The organism is Comamonas sp. 7D-2, assembly GCF_022749555.1.
Taxonomy (GTDB): domain Bacteria; phylum Pseudomonadota; class Gammaproteobacteria; order Burkholderiales; family Burkholderiaceae_C; genus Comamonas; species Comamonas thiooxydans.
Genome location: NZ_CP094238.1, coordinates 1,355,518 through 1,371,962, shown reverse-complemented (window position 1 = coordinate 1,371,962; position 16,445 = coordinate 1,355,518). Strand labels below are relative to the sequence as shown.

The 16,445-nt window shown below is 60.2% G+C and carries 13 protein-coding genes; 4 read left to right on the top strand and 9 right to left on the bottom strand.

All coding sequences use genetic code 11. The annotated features are described in order from the left end of the window. Positions 1 to 69 precede the first annotated feature (69 nt). The 3 genes from MPZ60_RS06205 to ahpC form a co-directional block, all read right to left on the bottom strand. The gene (locus tag MPZ60_RS06205; protein ID WP_034360003.1) at positions 70 to 2,334 is read right to left on the bottom strand and encodes a TonB-dependent hemoglobin/transferrin/lactoferrin family receptor; all 2,265 of its coding nucleotides are present in this window, start codon (positions 2,332 to 2,334) and stop codon (positions 70 to 72) included. Positions 2,335 to 2,721: 387 nt separating this feature from the next. After that, positions 2,722 to 4,278 carry an alkyl hydroperoxide reductase subunit F gene (gene ahpF, locus MPZ60_RS06200; RefSeq protein WP_034360000.1) on the bottom strand — a complete coding sequence of 519 codons (1,557 nt, stop codon included), beginning with the start codon at positions 4,276 to 4,278 and terminating at the stop codon, positions 2,722 to 2,724. Positions 4,279 to 4,453: 175 nt separating this feature from the next. Beyond that, the gene (gene ahpC / locus MPZ60_RS06195) at positions 4,454 to 5,029 is read right to left on the bottom strand and encodes an alkyl hydroperoxide reductase subunit C (RefSeq protein ID WP_003057651.1); all 576 of its coding nucleotides are present in this window, start codon (positions 5,027 to 5,029) and stop codon (positions 4,454 to 4,456) included. 392 nt (positions 5,030 to 5,421) lie between these two features. On the opposite strand from ahpC, the gene bfr reads away from it, so the two are divergent. Next, a complete protein-coding gene (gene bfr / locus MPZ60_RS06190) occupies positions 5,422 to 5,898 on the top strand; it encodes a bacterioferritin (protein WP_003057652.1) in 477 nt (158 codons plus the stop codon). Between the two features lie 65 nt (positions 5,899 to 5,963). Here the strand turns inward: bfr and MPZ60_RS06185 are convergent, their stop codons facing one another. The 4 genes from MPZ60_RS06185 to MPZ60_RS06170 all read right to left on the bottom strand — a co-directional run bounded on the left by MPZ60_RS06185 (position 5,964) and on the right by MPZ60_RS06170 (position 11,170). Continuing rightward, entirely contained in the window at positions 5,964 to 6,920 is a 957-nt protein-coding gene (locus MPZ60_RS06185) for an alpha-E domain-containing protein (RefSeq protein WP_003057653.1), read from the bottom strand. Continuing rightward, positions 6,914 to 7,060 (bottom strand): alpha-E domain-containing protein, encoded by a 147-nt coding sequence (locus MPZ60_RS06180; protein ID WP_122974736.1) that lies wholly within the window; start codon positions 7,058 to 7,060, stop codon positions 6,914 to 6,916. The genes MPZ60_RS06185 and MPZ60_RS06180 overlap by 7 nt, the downstream gene beginning before the upstream one ends. Continuing rightward, positions 7,060 to 8,520: a circularly permuted type 2 ATP-grasp protein gene (locus MPZ60_RS06175; RefSeq protein WP_034360068.1), complete on the bottom strand. Its 1,461-nt coding sequence runs from the start codon at positions 8,518 to 8,520 to the stop codon at positions 7,060 to 7,062. Before MPZ60_RS06175 ends, MPZ60_RS06180 begins: the two co-directional genes overlap by 1 nt. Positions 8,521 to 8,680: 160 nt before the next feature. Beyond that, a complete protein-coding gene (locus MPZ60_RS06170) occupies positions 8,681 to 11,170 on the bottom strand; it encodes a DNA internalization-related competence protein ComEC/Rec2 (RefSeq protein WP_034359998.1) in 2,490 nt (829 codons plus the stop codon). A gap of 208 nt (positions 11,171 to 11,378) precedes the next feature. Here MPZ60_RS06170 and MPZ60_RS06165 point away from each other — a divergent pair, with 208 nt between their 5' ends. Both MPZ60_RS06165 and pdxY read left to right on the top strand, forming a co-directional pair. Beyond that, a complete protein-coding gene (locus MPZ60_RS06165) occupies positions 11,379 to 11,837 on the top strand; it encodes a RidA family protein (protein WP_034359996.1) in 459 nt (152 codons plus the stop codon). A gap of 163 nt (positions 11,838 to 12,000) precedes the next feature. Then, positions 12,001 to 12,897: a pyridoxal kinase PdxY gene (gene pdxY, locus MPZ60_RS06160; RefSeq protein ID WP_034360065.1), complete on the top strand. Its 897-nt coding sequence runs from the start codon at positions 12,001 to 12,003 to the stop codon at positions 12,895 to 12,897. A 287-nt stretch (positions 12,898 to 13,184) separates the two neighbouring features. On the opposite strand, the gene MPZ60_RS06155 is transcribed toward pdxY, so the two are convergent. Both MPZ60_RS06155 and MPZ60_RS06150 read right to left on the bottom strand, forming a co-directional pair. After that, positions 13,185 to 14,720, bottom strand: a complete 1,536-nt coding sequence (locus MPZ60_RS06155; RefSeq protein ID WP_080746207.1) for an MFS transporter — start codon at positions 14,718 to 14,720, stop codon at positions 13,185 to 13,187. A 173-nt stretch (positions 14,721 to 14,893) separates the two neighbouring features. After that, positions 14,894 to 15,358, bottom strand: a complete 465-nt coding sequence (locus MPZ60_RS06150) for a PACE efflux transporter (RefSeq protein WP_224650058.1) — start codon at positions 15,356 to 15,358, stop codon at positions 14,894 to 14,896. A gap of 83 nt (positions 15,359 to 15,441) precedes the next feature. On the opposite strand from MPZ60_RS06150, the gene MPZ60_RS06145 reads away from it, so the two are divergent. Beyond that, positions 15,442 to 16,326, top strand: a complete 885-nt coding sequence (locus tag MPZ60_RS06145; RefSeq protein ID WP_034359992.1) for a LysR family transcriptional regulator — start codon at positions 15,442 to 15,444, stop codon at positions 16,324 to 16,326. Positions 16,327 to 16,445 lie beyond the last annotated feature (119 nt).

The window sequence follows — 16,445 nt, the reverse complement described above, 5'->3', positions numbered from 1 at the left end:
GCACACTCCCGCAGTTTTGAGTCAAAAAGGCCTACAGCGCTTATCAGTCAAGCGCTTTCAGCTACAAAATCAGAAGTCCTGAACCAGGGACACGCGCACATTGCGGCCCGGCTGGGTATAGGCATCGGCAATCTGCGTCGTGCGGCTCAAGCCACGAACATCCGCCCAGCGCGAATACTTTTTGTCCGTCAGGTTGTAGATGCCCACATTCAGACGCGTGCCCGGACGGATACGCCATTGCGCACTCAAATCCAGCACCGTCGCAGATGAGCTGAGCAAGGGGCGGCCAGTGGAAAGATCAGGCGCATCCTTGTCTTTTTTGCCTGCCCAGTGCGAGGCGCTGAGCTGCACGCCCACATTCGAGCGGTCATAGCGCACGCCCAGCACCAGTTGCTGAGGCGAGATGGTGTCCACCGGCTTGTTGGTGCTCTTGTCCGTACCCTTGGTGTAGCCATAGGCGGCATTGGTGCGCCAGTTGCCGCCCGCAAACCGGCCCCAGTCATAGTCGGCCTTGAGCTCGAAGCCGCTGATATGCACGCGGTTCAGATTGACGGACTGGAACGTGGCCGGGTTGTTGCGATCACCGTATTCGCCCGCAACCTGCACCTGATCCTGGATGAAGTCCTTGTAGCGGCCCGTGAAGACTGCGGCATCGAGGCGCAGCGCACTCATACGGCCGCGCAGGCCCAGCTCGAAGGTATTGCTTTTTTCCGCCTTGAGATCGGGGTTGGGAATGCTCTTGTAGAACATGAACGGGTTCTCGAAGAAGGCATTGATCTGCCCTGCATTCGGCGCTCTGAAACCGGCGGCATAGTTGCCGTAGACCGACCAGGCATCGTTCATCTGGAACATGGCACCCAGCTTGGGGGAGACGGCGGAGTCCGAATTGCTGACCGCCGTGCCGCCAAAGCCCTGCTGCTTGGGCTTGATGCTGTAGTGCTCGGCCCGCAATCCGGGCGTCAGGCTGAAAGCACCATAATGCAGCTCGGCCTGGGCAAACAGCGCGGTCGAGGTTTCCGTGGTGTCGGGGAAGCGCTTGAGCGGAAAGCTCTCGCCTGCCGGCGGCGTGATGCCGTTCTGCTCGTTGACCACCTTGCCGCGCAGATAGTCGATGCCATAGCTGAACTTGCCGCTGAGGCCATTTTCCCAGCGCAGCGTCTTGCCGGCCTGGGCATGCAGCTGCAGCGCATCCTCGTCATAAGTCACATCGCGCTCGCGATAGGCCAGCGGTGGGGTGCGGGTTTCGGTCACGAACTCGCGCGAGCTCGAGCTTTGATAGCTGGCCATCAGCTTGAGCTCGTCGGCCAGTGCCGTATCCAGCTGCTGCCACTGCCCCTGCCAGGTAGCGCGCCAGCGCTTCATGGTGGTCTCGGCACGCGAATCGGTGACGGTGGCGCTGCGAGCGCTCAACAGGTCGTAGTCGGCACGCTTGTCCACGTTTTCCAGCGTGAAGACATGTTTTTGCACGGCCGATGGCGTGTAGACCAGGCGCCCCAGCAGCGAATGGCTCTTGTCCTTTTCGGGGTTGGGCGTGGTGCGCAGGGCACCCACGGTGTTATTGCTGCCCATATTCTCCAGCGCGCTGGAGCGGCCCACACCGGCCGAAAGCAGCCAACTCCATTCATCGCTGGCCTTGCCCGCGAGGGTTGCGCCCAGGCGCTTGCCGTTGTCCGAGCCGTCATAGCTGGCCGAGACCCGGCCGCCAATGGTCTTGCCGTCCTTGAGCAGATCGTAGGGCTGCACGGTGATGAAATTGACCAGGCCGCCCATGCCGTCCGAGCCATAGAGAGCGGGCACGGCGCCGCGCAGGATTTCCACGCGTTGCACCAGACCCAGATCCAGATAGTCGCGGCCAAAGGCATTGGCGCTGAAGGTATAGCTGCGCGGCAGACGCACGCCATCGACCAGCATCAGTACGCGGTTGCCTTCCAGGCCGCGGATATTGAAGCCGCTGTTCTGGTCGCGCCCGGTAGGAGAGCCGGCCAACGTGAAACGCGCAGGACTGCGCGGCACGGTCACATTGGGCAGCTTGGCTGCAAGCTCGCGGATGTCGCCGATCTGCTCCTCTTCCATTTGCTTGGCGTCGATGACGTCCACCGTCATGGGCAGGCTGTCGGCATCCTGCTCGTCGCGCGAGGCACTGATGACCACATCGCGCAAAACAGGAGTGTTGCGGTCGGCGCGGGCCGCTGCGACCTGGACGGACTCGGAAGACTTTTGCTGCGCCTGAACCGAGATGGTGGCGCAAGCCAGTGCGCAGGCCAGCGCCAGCGGACGGAGATTGGAGCGTGGCGCCGGCATGGCGCGGGCGTGCAAAGCGGTGGCGGAAGCCATACCAGAAACCCTCTTTATTCATAGAAATGGAAAAGAGCTGGCTTCTGATAGGTACGTCAATGGCCACAGGTCGAAACGTCAGAGGCTTCGCGGCCTGTAGCTGGCACGGCATTGGCTGGCTGAATGGAAGAAGTATATGCGAATAATTCTCAACCGCAAATAAACTCGTTACAAAACCGGGAATTGAGTCTTGCGCAAGGCTACGGCTTGCAGCGCCGCCTGTTTTCACGGGCTGCTTATGTCCTCAACCCGCCCTGAGGAACGCTGCAGCCCTGACGACCCCGGCGGCCATGCCCTCTCTTCGCGGCCGTTCAAAAGCAAAAGGACTGCCTAGGCAGTCCTTTTTTAATAGCTACCATCGCTTACCTTGCAAGCGATGAAGGCCGTTTAGTTGCGGATCAGATGATCGAAGGCCGACAGTGCCGCCGTGGCACCGGCGCCGGCGGCGATCACGATCTGCTTGTAAGGCACCGTGGTGCAGTCACCGGCGGCGAACACGCCGGACAGACTGGTCTGCCCCTTGGCATCCACAATGATTTCACCGAACTTGCTCAGCTCCAGTGTGCCCTTGAGCCATTCGGTGTTCGGCACCAGGCCGATCTGCACAAACACACCTTCGAGCTCCACATGGTGCTCGGCACCGCTCGTACGGTCCTTGTAGCTCAGGCCGTTGACCTTGCCGTTGGCACCCGTGATCTCCGTAGTCTGGGCGTTGGTGATGACGGTCACATTGGGCAGGCTGTGCAGCTTCTTGACCAGCACGGCATCGGCCTTGAGTTGATCGGCAAATTCCACCACCGTCACATGGGCCACCAGACCCGCCAGGTCAATCGCAGCTTCGATGCCGGAGTTGCCACCGCCGATCACCGAGACGCGCTTGCCCTTGAACAGCGGACCGTCGCAGTGCGGGCAATAGGCAACGCCCTTGTTCTTGTACTCGGCCTCGCCAGGCACGTTCACATTGCGCCAGCGCGCACCGGTGGACAGGATCACGGTCTTGGCCTTGAGCGAGCCGCCATTGGCCATTTGCACTTCCACCAGGCCACCGGGCTGCGCAGCGGGAATAAGCTTCTCGGCGCGCTGCAGGTTCATGATGTCCACGTCATAGGCGCGGGTGTGGGCTTCCAATGCAGCGGCGAACTTGGGTCCGTCGGTTTCCAGCACGGAGATGTAGTTCTCGATCGCCAGCGTGTCGTTGACCTGGCCACCAAAGCGCTCGGCCGCCACGCCGGTGCGAATGCCCTTGCGCGCAGCGTACACGGCGGCTGCCGCGCCGGCAGGGCCACCGCCGATGATCAGCACGTCGAAGGCTTCCTTGGCCGACAGCTTGGCTGCGTCACGCGAGGCTGCACCGGTGTCCAGCTTGGCCACGATTTCTTCGATGGTCATGCGACCGGAGCCGAACACGCTGCCGTTCATGAACACCATGGGCACGGCCATGATTTCGCGCTCGCTCACTTCCTTCTGGAAGGCTCCGCCTTCGATCACCGTGGTCTTGACCTTGGGGTTGAGAATGGCCATCAGCGACAGCGCCTGAACCACGTCGGGGCAGTTGTGGCAGCTCAGGCTCATGTAGACCTCGAAGTTGAAGTCGCCGTCCAGAGCCTTGATCTGGTCGATCACATCCTGCTCCACCTTGGGAGGATGGCCGCCCGTCCACAGCAGGGCCAGCACCAGCGAGGTGAATTCATGGCCCAGGGGCAGGCCGGCAAAACGCAGCTGGGTGGCCGTGCCCTGGCGCTGCAGCGTGAACGAGGGCTTGCGGGCATCGCTGCCGTCGGTGCGCAGCGAAATCTTGTCACTGCGCAGGGACTGGATGGTCTTCAGCAGATCGTGCATCTGTGCACTGGTCTCGCTGTCATCCAGAGAAGCCACCAGCTCAAACGGCTGCTGCACGCGTTCCAGGTAGGCGGCGAGTTGGGCTTTGAGTTGATCGTCAAGCATGGTGGATTCCTTTGAATTTAGAGTTGTTGATGCAATGCAGCAAAGTGCTTTTGAGGCCTTTGCCCGCCCATGAAAGCAAAAACTGGGCGAAAAAAAGCCGGACGGACAGGCGGCACTCGCCTGAACGTCGTCCGGCTTTCAGAGCGCATGCACGCTCAGCCGATAGGTATCAGGCTTAGATCTTGCCGACCAGATCCAGCGAAGGAGTGATCGTGCTGGCGCCTTCCTTCCACTTGGCGGGGCACACCTGGCCGGGGTTGGCGGCGGTGAACTGGGCAGCCTTGAGCTTGCGCAGGGTTTCGGACACGTCACGAGCGATTTCGTTGGAATGCACTTCCATGGTCTTGATCACGCCTTCGGGGTTGATCACGAAGGTACCGCGCAGAGCCAGGCCTTCTTCGGGGATGTGCACGCCGAAAGCGTTGGTCAGCTGGTGTGTGGGGTCGCCAACCAGGGGGAACTTGGCCTTGCCCACTGCGTCGGAAGTTTCGTGCCACACCTTGTGCGAGAAGTGGGTGTCGGTGGTCACGATGTAGACCTCGGCACCGGCCTTCTGGAACTCGGCGTAGTTGTTGGCTGCGTCTTCGATTTCGGTGGGGCAGTTGAAGGTGAAGGCGGCGGGCATGAAGATCACCACAGACCACTTGCCCTTCAGGCTCTCTTCAGTCACGGTGATGAATTCACCCTTGCCGTTGCGGTTCACATAGGCTTCGGTCTTGAAAGGTTGAACTTGAGTGTTGATCAGAGACATTTGCTGTTTCCTTGTGGTTAGTGTTTGAAGACAGGATGAAGTTTAGAGCGGCCCGCTTAATAAAACCAATCGATTGATTTCATCAAATTGATTTACAAAACCTATCAAACCAGATTCCCGGCTTCTGAAGTCAAGCCGCACCTCTGTGCAGCTCAGCTTTCTATTGTGGGCCGAAACCAGGAAGTTCAAGCCAATAGTCCTTCAATCACGCTCATAGCTTTTGTTGTCATCACTGAGTCAAACCTCGCGAGGAAGGTCCGTCCGGCAGTACGTAAGCTAAACGAGAACGCGCATCAGATGCAGCCAATTCGCGCGGGCATGGGCTTTGTTTGATTTGCCTCATAAAGCATGGACAATCGACTCGAACAACAACTGCCCGAGAAGGAGTCCTCATGAAAGGTGATGCACAAGTCATTTCCTGGCTGCAAGCCCAGCTCAAGAACGAACTGACCGCCATCAACCAGTACTTTGTGCATTACCGCATGTACAAGCACTGGGGCTTCGACAAGCTGGCCAAGAAGGAATATGAGGAATCCATCGGCGAGATGAAGCATGCCGACGCGCTGATGGACCGCATCTTCATGCTCGACGGCCTGCCCAATCTGCAGGACCTGGGCAAGCTGCAGATCGGCGAGGACGTGCCGGAAGCCCTGGCCTGCGACCTGCGCCTGGAGCAAGCGGCGCAGCAGACCATCAAGGACGGTATCGCGCACTGCGAATCCGTGCGCGACTATGTTTCGCGCGATCTGCTGCAGAAGATTCTGGACGACACCGAAGAGCACATCGATTTCCTCGAAACCCAGCTCGACCTGATCGACAAGGTCGGCACGCAGAACTATCTGCAGTCTCTGATGGGCGAGATCGAATAATTTCGGCTTCACGCTGAAAGACAAAAGCGGCCTCAGGGCCGCTTTTTGCTTTGGAGACCCCGGCCTCAGGTCGGCATCAGGAAGTCCCGGCTGATGCCGGAGCCCAGATCGTTGACGCGATCGAGAAACTGCGTCAGATAGGCGTGCAGGCCGGTGGTCAGTATCTCGTCGATGCGACCGTATTGCAGGTCGGCCAGCAGGCGCCCGGCCTTGCGCGTGGTTTCCTGCGAATGGTCGTTGGCCACGCGCTCCAGGTTCTTGACCACCTCATGCATGCTGGCCAGCAACGAGCGCGGCATGTCGGCGCGCAGCATCAGCAGCTCGGCTACGCGTTCGGGCGTGATCACATCGCGGTAGACCTTGCGGTAGACCTCGAAGGCCGAGACGCTGCGCAGCAAGGCGCTCCAGTGATAGAAGTCGAAGTTCATCAGGGCGCGACCGCGCGGCATGCCGTGGTAGTCGCGCTCTATGGAATGGAACTTCACATCCAGCAAACGTGCCGTGTTGTCGGCCCGTTCGACAAAAGTGCCCAGGCGCACAAAGTGCAGCGCCTCGTCCTTGAGCATGGTGCCCAGCGACACACCGCGCCACAGGTGTGAGCGGTACTTGACCCATTCGAAGAACTGCGCCGGATCCTTTTTCCAGGCATCCTTGCCGAAGTGGCGCTGCAGCGCCAGCCAGGTCTGATTCTGCGTTTCCCAGGACTCCGTGGTCAGCGCACCGCGCACGGCACGCGCGTTCTCGCGTGCAGCCTTCAGACAGGCAAAGATGGAGGACGGATTGGCCTCGTCCGACACCATGAACTGCAGCACCGACTCACGATCCACCACCGGAAACTGAGCCTTGAAGGCCGGGATCAGCTCGCTGATGGACAGCACGCTCTGCCAGCCACGGTGCGCATCATGGATGGCCTGCGGCAGCATGGCGGTTTCATAGGCTACGCTGAGCATGCGCGCGGTGTTCTCCGCCCGCTCGGTGTAGCGGGACATCCAATACAAATGATCGGCAGTACGACTCAGCATAGGCCCTCCTTGGGCAGAGAACCCCGCACGCGCTGAACGCGCGCGCCGTATTCTGTTGAAAAAATGCTTGCAGCATTTTTTTCCGCCCGCTCGGTGTAGCGGGACATCCAGCACAAATGATCTGCGGTACGTGACAGCATCAGCGAGCTCCCCCTTGATCTTCCAGCACCCAGGTATCCTTGGTTCCGCCGCCCTGAGACGAATTCACCACCAGCGATCCCTGCTTGAGCGCCACACGCGTGAGTCCACCGGCCACCATATTGACCTCGGTGCCCGTGAGCACAAAGGGCCGCAGGTCGATATGGCGCGGCGCTATGCCTTTTTCCACCATGGTCGGGCAGGTGGACAGGGAGAGCGTGGGTTGAGCGATATAACCCGAAGGATTGCCGACCAGCACGCGGCGGAAAGCCTCTATCTCGGCCTTGGTCGCGGCCGGCCCGATTAGCATGCCGTAGCCACCTGCACCGTGCACCTCCTTGACGACCAGCTCATGCAGGTGGTCGAGCACGTATTTGAGGTCGTCCTCCTTTCGACACAGCCAGGTCGGCACGTTCTGCAGGATGGGCTCCTCACCCAGATAGAAGCGGATCATCTCCGGCACATAGGGATATACCGATTTGTCGTCGGCCAGGCCCGTGCCCACGGCATTGCAGATATTGACGTTGCCTGCACGGTAGGTCCGCATCAGGCCCTTGCAGCCCAGCGTCGATGTGGGCCTGAAGACTTCGGGGTCGAGGAAATCATCGTCCACACGGCGGTAGATCACGTCCACACGCTGCAGCCCCTGGGTGGTGCGCATATAGACCACGTCTTTCTCGACCACCAGATCCTGGCCTTCGACCAGCTCCACCCCCATTTGCTGGGCCAGGAAGGCATGCTCGAAATAGGCGCTGTTGTACATGCCCGGCGTCAGCACCACCACCGTGGGCTCCAGCACGCCCGACGGTGCGCTGGCACGCAGCGTGTCGAGCAGCATGTCGGGATAGTGGGCCACGGGTGCCACGGCATGCTTGCCGAAAAGTTCGGGGAACAGGCGCATGGTCATGCGACGGTTCTCCAGCATGTAGGAAACACCCGATGGCACGCGCAGATTGTCTTCGAGCACGTAGTAGACGCCGTTGCCCTGCTCATCGGGCGCCCGCACGATGTCTATGCCGGCGATGTTGGCGTAGACATCGTTGGGCACCTGAATGCCCTCCATCTCGGGCCGGTACTGGCTGTTGCCGCGCACCAGCTCCGTCGGAATCAGACCGGCGCGCACCATGTCCTGGCCATGGTAGGCATCGCGGATAAAGCAGTTGAGCGCCTTCACGCGCTGGGCCAGACCGGCCTGCATGCTGGCCCACTCATGGGCCGGAATGATGCGGGGGATCAGATCGAACGGAATCAGGCGCTCCGTACCTGCGCCGCTCTCGTCCTTGTCGCCATAGACGGCAAAGGTGATACCCACGCGGCGAAAAACGATTTCCGCCTCGGCACTGCGCGCTCGCAGGTATTCCTGCGATTGCTTGCCCAGCCACTGCGCATAGTCCCGATAGTGGTCTCGCACCGCACCACCTTCGGCGGGCAAGCTCAGATACATCTCATCGAATGTGCGCATCTTGTCCTCTCTATTTTTGCCGCTGCTCACACAGGCAAGCCACGGATTTCAGTTTAGCGACGCCGCACCGGACAAGCTGCCAGGCAACGAGCGTGCAACCATGCATGTATGCACCCGCCCGAAGGCGGTACAGCATCAATGCAAGCCCCATGCCAGTTTCTCAGGGCTGCTCCTTGGAAACGGCATGGACATCCCAATAATGCGCCCGAATCAAGCGCTCGCATTCCAATTTTTCAGGTTGAGCAGAGTTCCAGTAGGCCGCGCCGCAGCGATCCTGAGCCACCAGTTGGCTGCCCACCGCCTGATAGCGCTGCACCACAGCAGCCACCGGATGTCCAAAACGATTCCGATAACCCGCCTGCACCACCGCCCAGCGCGGCCGCAGAGTGCTGACCCAGGACTCGGTCGATGAAGTCTTGCTGCCATGGTGAGGCACCAGCAGCCAGTCCACTGGCTCGTCCAGACTGGTTTGCAACAGTTGCTGCTCCTGCGCTGCCTCGATATCTCCGGCCAACAGGGCCACGCGCCCGCTGGCCGAACGCAGGCGCAACACGCAACTGCCAAAGTTCGGCTTGGCCTTGCGACCATTGAGCCAGGCCTCTCCTGCAGGCGGATGCAGCACTTCAAACGTCACACCATCCCATTGCCAGTGCTGCCCCTGTGTACAGCGCTGAACCGGAGCCAGGCCCGCCAGTTGCGGGGCTTGAATCACCGAGTCCGAGCCCCAGACTTTCGCGCGAGGCTGAGCCTCCTTGACGGCCAGAGCCCCGCCGGTGTGATCCTTGTCGCTGTGACTGAGCATCATGGCATCAATCTGCATGCCATTCGCGGCCATCAGCGGCAGGAGCACACGCTCGCCGGCATCGCTCTGGCGGCTGTACTGCGGCCCTGCGTCATAGAGCAGACGGTGGCTGGCTGTGCTGATGATGACGGCATTGCCCTGGCCGATATCCGCCGCCAGCAGTTCAAACTCGCCCGCACGCGGCCATGATCGAGGCCAAAACAGGGCTGGCAAAACAAATATGGCCGCCACCAGCCGCAACCTGAGTGGCAAAGGCGCAATCACCAGCAGTCCGGCGGCTATCGCCAGCACACTGGCCCACCAGGCAGGTTGCGGCAAGGCCCATACGGCCCCGGGCAGCGCAGCCAGCCACTGCAGCAGGCTCATCAAGGGCAGCATGGCGACGGCGGCAGCGCTTGCCGCCATGGGCAGCACGGCAGCCAGCAAGGCCAGCGGCGTGACCACCAATGTCACCCAGGGAATGGCCAGCAGATTGGCCAGCAAGCCCACTACGGACACTTGACCAAACAGCAGCAGACCCAGTGGTGCCAAGGCCAGGGAGATCAGCCACTGCTCGCGCCACAATTCCTTCAAGCGTGCGAGAAATCGTCTTTTTGCGCTTGCAGCTTCAGCGCTAACGGCCCCTGAATTGGAAGCAAGCAATACGCCGACGGCGACAAAACTGAGCCAGAACCCAGCCTGCCACAACGCCCAGGGGTCGGCCACAACAATCACCGCCAGTGCCAGCAGCCATACACAGGCCCAGGGCCAGCGCACGCCCAGCCATTGAAGCAGCGCCACTACAGCCAGCATGCAGATCGTGCGCTGCGCAGGCAGGCCCCAACCGCTGAACAAGGCATAGGCCGCCGCCAGTAACACGCCCATGACCAGGGCCGCGCGCGGGGCAGGCATCCAACGACAAGCGCGCGCATTCAGCCTCCATACACGGCCCACGATCAAGACTGCCAGCCAGGCAAACATGGTGATATGCAGGCCCGATATGCTCATCAGATGCGCCACACCTGTCTGACGGAACAGGGTCCAGTCCTTGCGGTCAATCGCCTGCTGATCGCCCACGGCCAGCGCAGCCACCACACCCAGAGCGGTCTGAGCATGCTCTGCACCGCCACCTGGCAACCAGCGCTGCAAGCGCAATGCCTCGCCCTGAATGCGATCGCGCAAGCCCTGTCGCCAGCGCTGCAGCGGATATTGGCTTGTCACGGCCAGCAGTTCGGGCGCGGGCTGCTTGCGCACATAGCCCGTGGCCAGCACTCCTTGCTCCCAGGCCAGCAGCTCATAGTCAAACCCGTGCGGATTGCGCGAGCCATGCGGGCGCTTGACGCGCACCGTGAAGCGCCAACGCTGTCCGGGACTCAGCGCCACGCCTTTGGCCCAGTCAGGCACGAGAGGCTGGTTGGCATCCGGCACCTGCCCGAACGGGCCATACCAGGACAGCTCCAGCAGCCTTGGCACGCCTGCGTCCGAACTATCGACCACAAAACGCCAGCGCTGGCCGTTGGCCTGGTTCTGCAGCATGGAGGCAATCCGGCCTTCCACCTGCAAGTCCACCGCCTCCAGCGCCTGTGGCAGGGTCTGCGTCAGATAAACATGTGCACGCCAACCCGTCAGCCCCGCCACACAGCAGGCAGCACCCAACAGCATCAGCCACCAGCTCTGCCAGGACCTACCACGCCATCTGCTTGCAAACAGCAGTGTCAGCAAACCCCAAGCCAGCAAGATCTGGTAGAGCGACAGATGCCACAGCCTGGCCTGGGTCACCTGCCATGCAGCGCCCAGCACACAACCCCAGAGCGGCGCCAGCCACGACAGGCGGCGACGCTGAGAGCTTGGAGTCTGATGGAGCGGCATGCTGCCATGCTAGGAGGGAGCGACCAGGCCCAGCATTGCGACTATCCCTGCCCTGTCTCGGACACCAAAACGGCATCAAACATTTGCTCTCATTGTGCGAGCAGCTATCAATTCAAAAGCTATGGCCACTGTGCCAAGGCGATCCATGCCCGGGCCCGCTGCTGTGTCAAACTTGTCGATCCTTAGCCTCGCACTTTTTGGAGCCGTCATGAGCGTCTATGAAAAACTCAAAGCCCTGAACATCACCCTGCCCGAAGTGGCCATGCCTGCAGCCGCCTACCTGCCCTATATGCAGACCGGCAATCTGGTGTTCCTCAGCGGCCATATCGCCAAGCAGAACGGCCAGCCCTGGGTCGGCAAGCTGGGCGAGAACATGACGACCGAAGAAGGCAAGCAGGCAGCCCGAGCCGTGGCCGTGGATCTGATGGGCACGCTGCAGCATGCCTGCGGCGGCGATCTGAATCGCGTCAAGCGCATCGTCAAGGTCATGAGCCTGGTCAATTCCAGCACCAGCTACACCGAGCAGCATCTGGTCACCAATGGCTGCAGCGAACTGCTGGGCGAAGTCTTCGGCGAAGTCGGCAAGCACGCCCGCAGCGCCTTCGGCGTGGCCCAGATCCCCCTGGGCTGCTGCGTGGAAATCGAGCTGATGGCAGAGCTGGGCTAAGACTTCCGCTCACTCACATAAAGTGAGCTAATACCGCTTGCCATTCATAGATTTCAGATACAAAACCATCTGAATTGATTGACTGACAAGCGCAAGCAGCTCACTTTATCTTTGCAGCGCGATGCTTGCCGCAAGCATCTCGATCACTCACGAAAGAGCCCTCATGCCCAGCACGCAGGCACCCCCGCTGGTTCTCAGCATTCAATCCCATGTCGCCTACGGCCATGTGGGCAACGACGCCGCCATGCTGCCGCTGCAACTGCTGGGCATAGAACCCGTGGCCGTGCATACGGTGCAGTTCTCCAACCACACGGGCTACGGCGAATTCAAGGGCCAGGTCTTCACTCCGGCCCATGTACAGGATGTGCTGGACGGCCTGCGCGCCCGCGGCGTGCTGGCGCGCTGCACGGCCGTGCTCTCGGGCTATCTGGGCGATGCCGGTGTGGGCGAAGCCATTCTGGCCGCCGTGCAGGAGGTGCGCGCCGCCCAGCCCAAGGCACACTATCTGTGCGACCCGGTCATGGGCGATGTGGGGCGCGGCGTGTTCGTGCGCCCCGGCATCCCGGACTTTCTGCGCAAGCGCGCGCTGTCCCAGGCCAGCGTCATCACGCCCAACCATTATGAGTTCGAGCTGCTGTGCGGCGGCCAGCCGCTGAGCACCGTGGAAGCGGCCACCCAGGCGGCCCGAGCCATGCTGACGCAGCTGCATCACAGCCCATCGGCCATGATCGTCATCACCAGCCTGCGCACCGACGATCTGCCTGCCGACCAACTGGCCACGCTGGCCGTGACTGCCGACAAGTCCTGGCTGGTACAGACGCCCTATATCGACCTGCACCCTCTGCCCAACGGCATGGGCGATGTGTTCTCGGCCGTTCTGCTGGGCCATCTGATTCAAGGGCGCGCCGTGCCCGATGCCGTGTCCAGGGCCGTGAGCACCTTGTATGCCCTGGTCTCTCGCACCGAATCGGGACAGCGCGACCTGCCCCTGGTCGCCTGCCGCGACCAAATAATAGCCCCAGCGCAAACCTTTGCGGCATTGCCTGTGCCAGCGCAGTAAATAGGCGCAAGAGCTTTGCCAAAGCTCTTTGCATCAACAGGCCTCCGGGACTGGAGCGAGCTAAGCCTCAACCCAGGTCAAAATCGAATTTCCTGCTGTGAGCATTAATCCCTGGCGGCCGAAACGGAGTCAGCGAGGCGGGCTGCTTTGGCATAGATTTTGACTGTCGCCGTTCGGCGCCCCAAAGCCGCCGCACGCGTACTTTATGAAACGACAGCTTTGGACCAAAGCTGCGGCGCGCTGTTGCAAAAGCAGAGCAACCTCAAAATCCTGCCTATTGCCTGGAGTCAGCCGCCCGTCTGCTGCTTGGGTAAATGACGAGCCAGCACCAAAACGACTAGCGCGAGAGAAAAAAGCAACGCGATGACAACACCGCTAACCGCGGCAAAAGACGCTTCAAACGCTTGCATTGCGCTTTGTAAAACGGCTGGAGATTGGATGCCTTGCTGGGTATTTCGGTACGCCTCGTCCAGGCCGCTGCCAGCCATGGCCTCTTTACCGCCGTGTCGTACATGCGCGACGTAGACCGCGGTCATCAGGGAGCCAAAAATAGTCACCCCCAACCCTCCTCCAAACTCATAGGCCACGCCTTCTACAGACCCCGCCATGCCTGCGCGGTCTTCTGACACATTCGTCATTACCAGCGCGCTGGAGGCGGTCAGGCTGAAGCCTATTCCCACACCGCACAAGGCCAGGACCCCCACTTGCCACAATGCGCCTGCCTCGTTCAAGCCAAGATATCCCCAGATGCCTGAGGCACACATGACCAGGCCGGCAGCAATGACACGCGGACCGCCAATGCGTCCAATCAATATCCCCGCCAATGGTCCTGCGAAGAAAGACCCCAAGGAGATAGGCAGAACAGATGCTCCTGCCTCAAGAGGACTTTTTCCCAGAACCAACTGCAGCCTCTGACTGAGCACCAACTCAAAGCCGATCAGCATCATTGACGCCACGAGGGCGATAAAAATACCCATGGCTATGGGGGTGACTGAAAGCAAGCTGAAATCAATCAATGGTTGAGGCAGCCGGAGTTGACGTCGCACAAAGACTGTCAATGTCGCAGCTCCCGCAAGCAAAGCCCCCCAGGCCAGGAGCACATGACTATCGAGCCTGGCCAATTCCTTGATGCCATAAGCCAGTGCAATGATGCCAAGCGTGCTTTGCCAGCAGCTATGCAAGTCGATGGTGACGCTCGCATTCCCCGCGCTCTTGGGAACCAGCCACCAGGCCAGCACTGCAGCCACAGCAATGACTGGGACGTTGATCAGAAAAACCGAACCCCACCAAAAATGCTCCAGCAAGACTCCACCCAAAACCGGGCCCACCGCAGCGCCACCAGAGGCCACAGACGCCCAGACACCAATGGCAAAAGCCAGTTCTTTGGGGTCGTGGAAGGTGGTACGAACAATGGCAATCGTGGCCGGCATCATGGCTGCGCCGCCAATGGCAAGCAATGCACGAGCAGCGATCAGTACAGCGGCGCTGGGAGCAAATGCTGCAATCACGGAGGCCAGTCCAAACAGAGCCATGCCACTGATAAAGACCGCCCGGTGGCCCAGGCGATCGCCTAAGGCACCCATGGCCGGCATCAATCCGGCCATCACCAAAGAGTAGGCATTGAGAATCCACAGCTTTTCCGAAGCCGTGGTGTGCAGGGCCTGCGCCAGACTCGGCAACGCCGTGTAGAGCACCGTCATATCGATGACGATGAGCAGCAACGCCGTTGAAACCACGCCAAGCGTGAGCCAGCGGCTCTGGAATTTCATAGAGAACCTTCGAACATTGACTTCGGTACCTTGCAGATGCAGGCCTTGTGGCATTCGATGGATAGCGCGACTGGCTAGCCTCCAAGCCAAGCGACATGATGGGCGCTCCAATTCAGTCTTCAGTCCGACACTGGATTGCGCGGGGAATCCGTAACTGCAGCTCAAACCTGCACCACGTCATGAAGCCAGCCCCTCCATGAGACTTGGCACCCAAGCCGGGCTGTGAACTATGAAGCCTCGCCCAAGTTGGAAACAACCTGAGGGCGGCTATTTGCCATGACCGGGAAAAAGCGGTCATAGGCGACGTTGAACACAAAGTTGTAAACAAGATAGAACACGACGATAGCCAGATCGAGCACCAGCGTATCGAGTAGCGTCATATTCAGATACCAGGCTATCAACGGCAGCAGAATCAGCAGCAGACCCGCCTCAAACAAGACAGTGTGCAGCAGGCGTGCTTTGAAGCTCTTGCGAATGTGGCCGTACATCTTCCGCATGCAGCGATCAAATCCGATGTTGAACGTGAAATTCCAAACCGTCGCGATCGTGGCAGAGCCGATACCCACCACCCCCATGTGCGTCATGGGCTTGTTGAACAAGGCTGCCGAGGCCGGGATGATGATCATCAACCCGATAGCCTCGAACATCAAAGCGTGCCGCACCCGATCAGAAAGACTGCGCGTTTTCATCATTTTTCTCCAATCACATTGATTGGTGTGCAATGTATCTTGATATCAAATAATGAAAAGTTATCTTCCATCTTAAAATCAGATAGATGAGCATATCCATGGATCAACTGGAAGCATTCGTCTCGGCGGCAGAAAAAGGATCGTTTTCTGCCGCCGGACGAGCTTTGCGCAAGGCGCAATCGGCCGTCAGCACCCAGGTTTCCAACCTGGAGACGGATCTTGGGGTGATGCTGTTCGACCGTGCCGGGCGCAACCCCTCGTTGACGGCTGCGGGCGAGCGCCTGCTGGCTGAGGCCAGGCTGATCCTCGACCGCCGCGAACACCTCATTGGGGTTGCGGCGAGCTTCGAGGCGCATGTTGAAAAGCGCCTTGTCGTAGCCATCGACGAGCTCTACCCGGAGCATGTGCAGGGAGAGCTATTCGCCGAGTTCGCGAGCCTCTTTCCCCATGTCGAGCTGGAGTTGCTGTTCCCCATGATGGAGGATGTCAGCAACATGATTCTTGATGGAAAAGCGGATATCGGAGTGATGTGGCGCCAGGAATCGCTGCCCGCAGAACTTGGCTTTCACACTATTGGCTGGGTACCGCTCAAACTGGTTTGCGGAAGCAACCATCCGCTTGCGCACACCGTTGTCGACTGGGAGGAGCTCAAGCGTCACCGCCAAATCATGGTGACCCTGAGGTCCGAGGGAACCGAAAAGCACCGCCTTCGCGTCGCTGCCGAGGTCTGGTGGGTCGAAAGCCATTGGGTCATCCTGCAAATCCTCAAGCAAGGAATTGGCTGGGCACTGATCCCTGATCACATCATCGCGCGCTCGCCTATCGCCAAGGACCTCGTCATGCCAGCGCTACGATTCGACGAAGGGGCGCACCCAGTGGCCTTGGAGCTGGTTTGGCACAAACAGCGGCCCAGCGGGCCCGCGGCCACATGGCTGCGCGAGAGATTTGCGGCAACGAAGATCTATACGTGACAATTTCTCAGAAAGATCGAAGCGATACCGTTGACGGCTTCGACACAAACGTCCGCCACGGATCGTTCTCTGCCATTCCTTCTTCAAGCCCGATCAAAAAAAAAACCGCTCCAGCAAAA

Bases quoted from the DNA above. Each gene is read 5' to 3' on its own strand.
- MPZ60_RS06180 (WP_122974736.1), bottom strand. From the start codon at position 7,060: ATGCTGTCACGTACCGCAGATCATTTGTGCTGGATGTCCCGCTACACC.
- bfr (WP_003057652.1), top strand. From the start codon at position 5,422: ATGAAAGGTGATGCACAAGTCATTTCCTGGCTGCAAGCCCAGCTCAAG.
- MPZ60_RS06170 (WP_034359998.1), bottom strand. From the start codon at position 11,170: ATGCCGCTCCATCAGACTCCAAGCTCTCAGCGTCGCCGCCTGTCGTGG.
- MPZ60_RS06165 (WP_034359996.1), top strand. From the start codon at position 11,379: ATGAGCGTCTATGAAAAACTCAAAGCCCTGAACATCACCCTGCCCGAA.
- MPZ60_RS06150 (WP_224650058.1), bottom strand. From the start codon at position 15,358: ATGATGAAAACGCGCAGTCTTTCTGATCGGGTGCGGCACGCTTTGATG.
- ahpC (WP_003057651.1), bottom strand. From the start codon at position 5,029: ATGTCTCTGATCAACACTCAAGTTCAACCTTTCAAGACCGAAGCCTAT.
- MPZ60_RS06185 (WP_003057653.1), bottom strand. From the start codon at position 6,920: ATGCTGAGTCGTACTGCCGATCATTTGTATTGGATGTCCCGCTACACC.
- MPZ60_RS06145 (WP_034359992.1), top strand. From the start codon at position 15,442: ATGAGCATATCCATGGATCAACTGGAAGCATTCGTCTCGGCGGCAGAA.
- MPZ60_RS06155 (WP_080746207.1), bottom strand. From the start codon at position 14,720: ATGCCACAAGGCCTGCATCTGCAAGGTACCGAAGTCAATGTTCGAAGG.
- MPZ60_RS06175 (WP_034360068.1), bottom strand. From the start codon at position 8,520: ATGCGCACATTCGATGAGATGTATCTGAGCTTGCCCGCCGAAGGTGGT.
- pdxY (WP_034360065.1), top strand. From the start codon at position 12,001: ATGCCCAGCACGCAGGCACCCCCGCTGGTTCTCAGCATTCAATCCCAT.
- ahpF (WP_034360000.1), bottom strand. From the start codon at position 4,278: ATGCTTGACGATCAACTCAAAGCCCAACTCGCCGCCTACCTGGAACGC.
- MPZ60_RS06205 (WP_034360003.1), bottom strand. From the start codon at position 2,334: ATGGCTTCCGCCACCGCTTTGCACGCCCGCGCCATGCCGGCGCCACGC.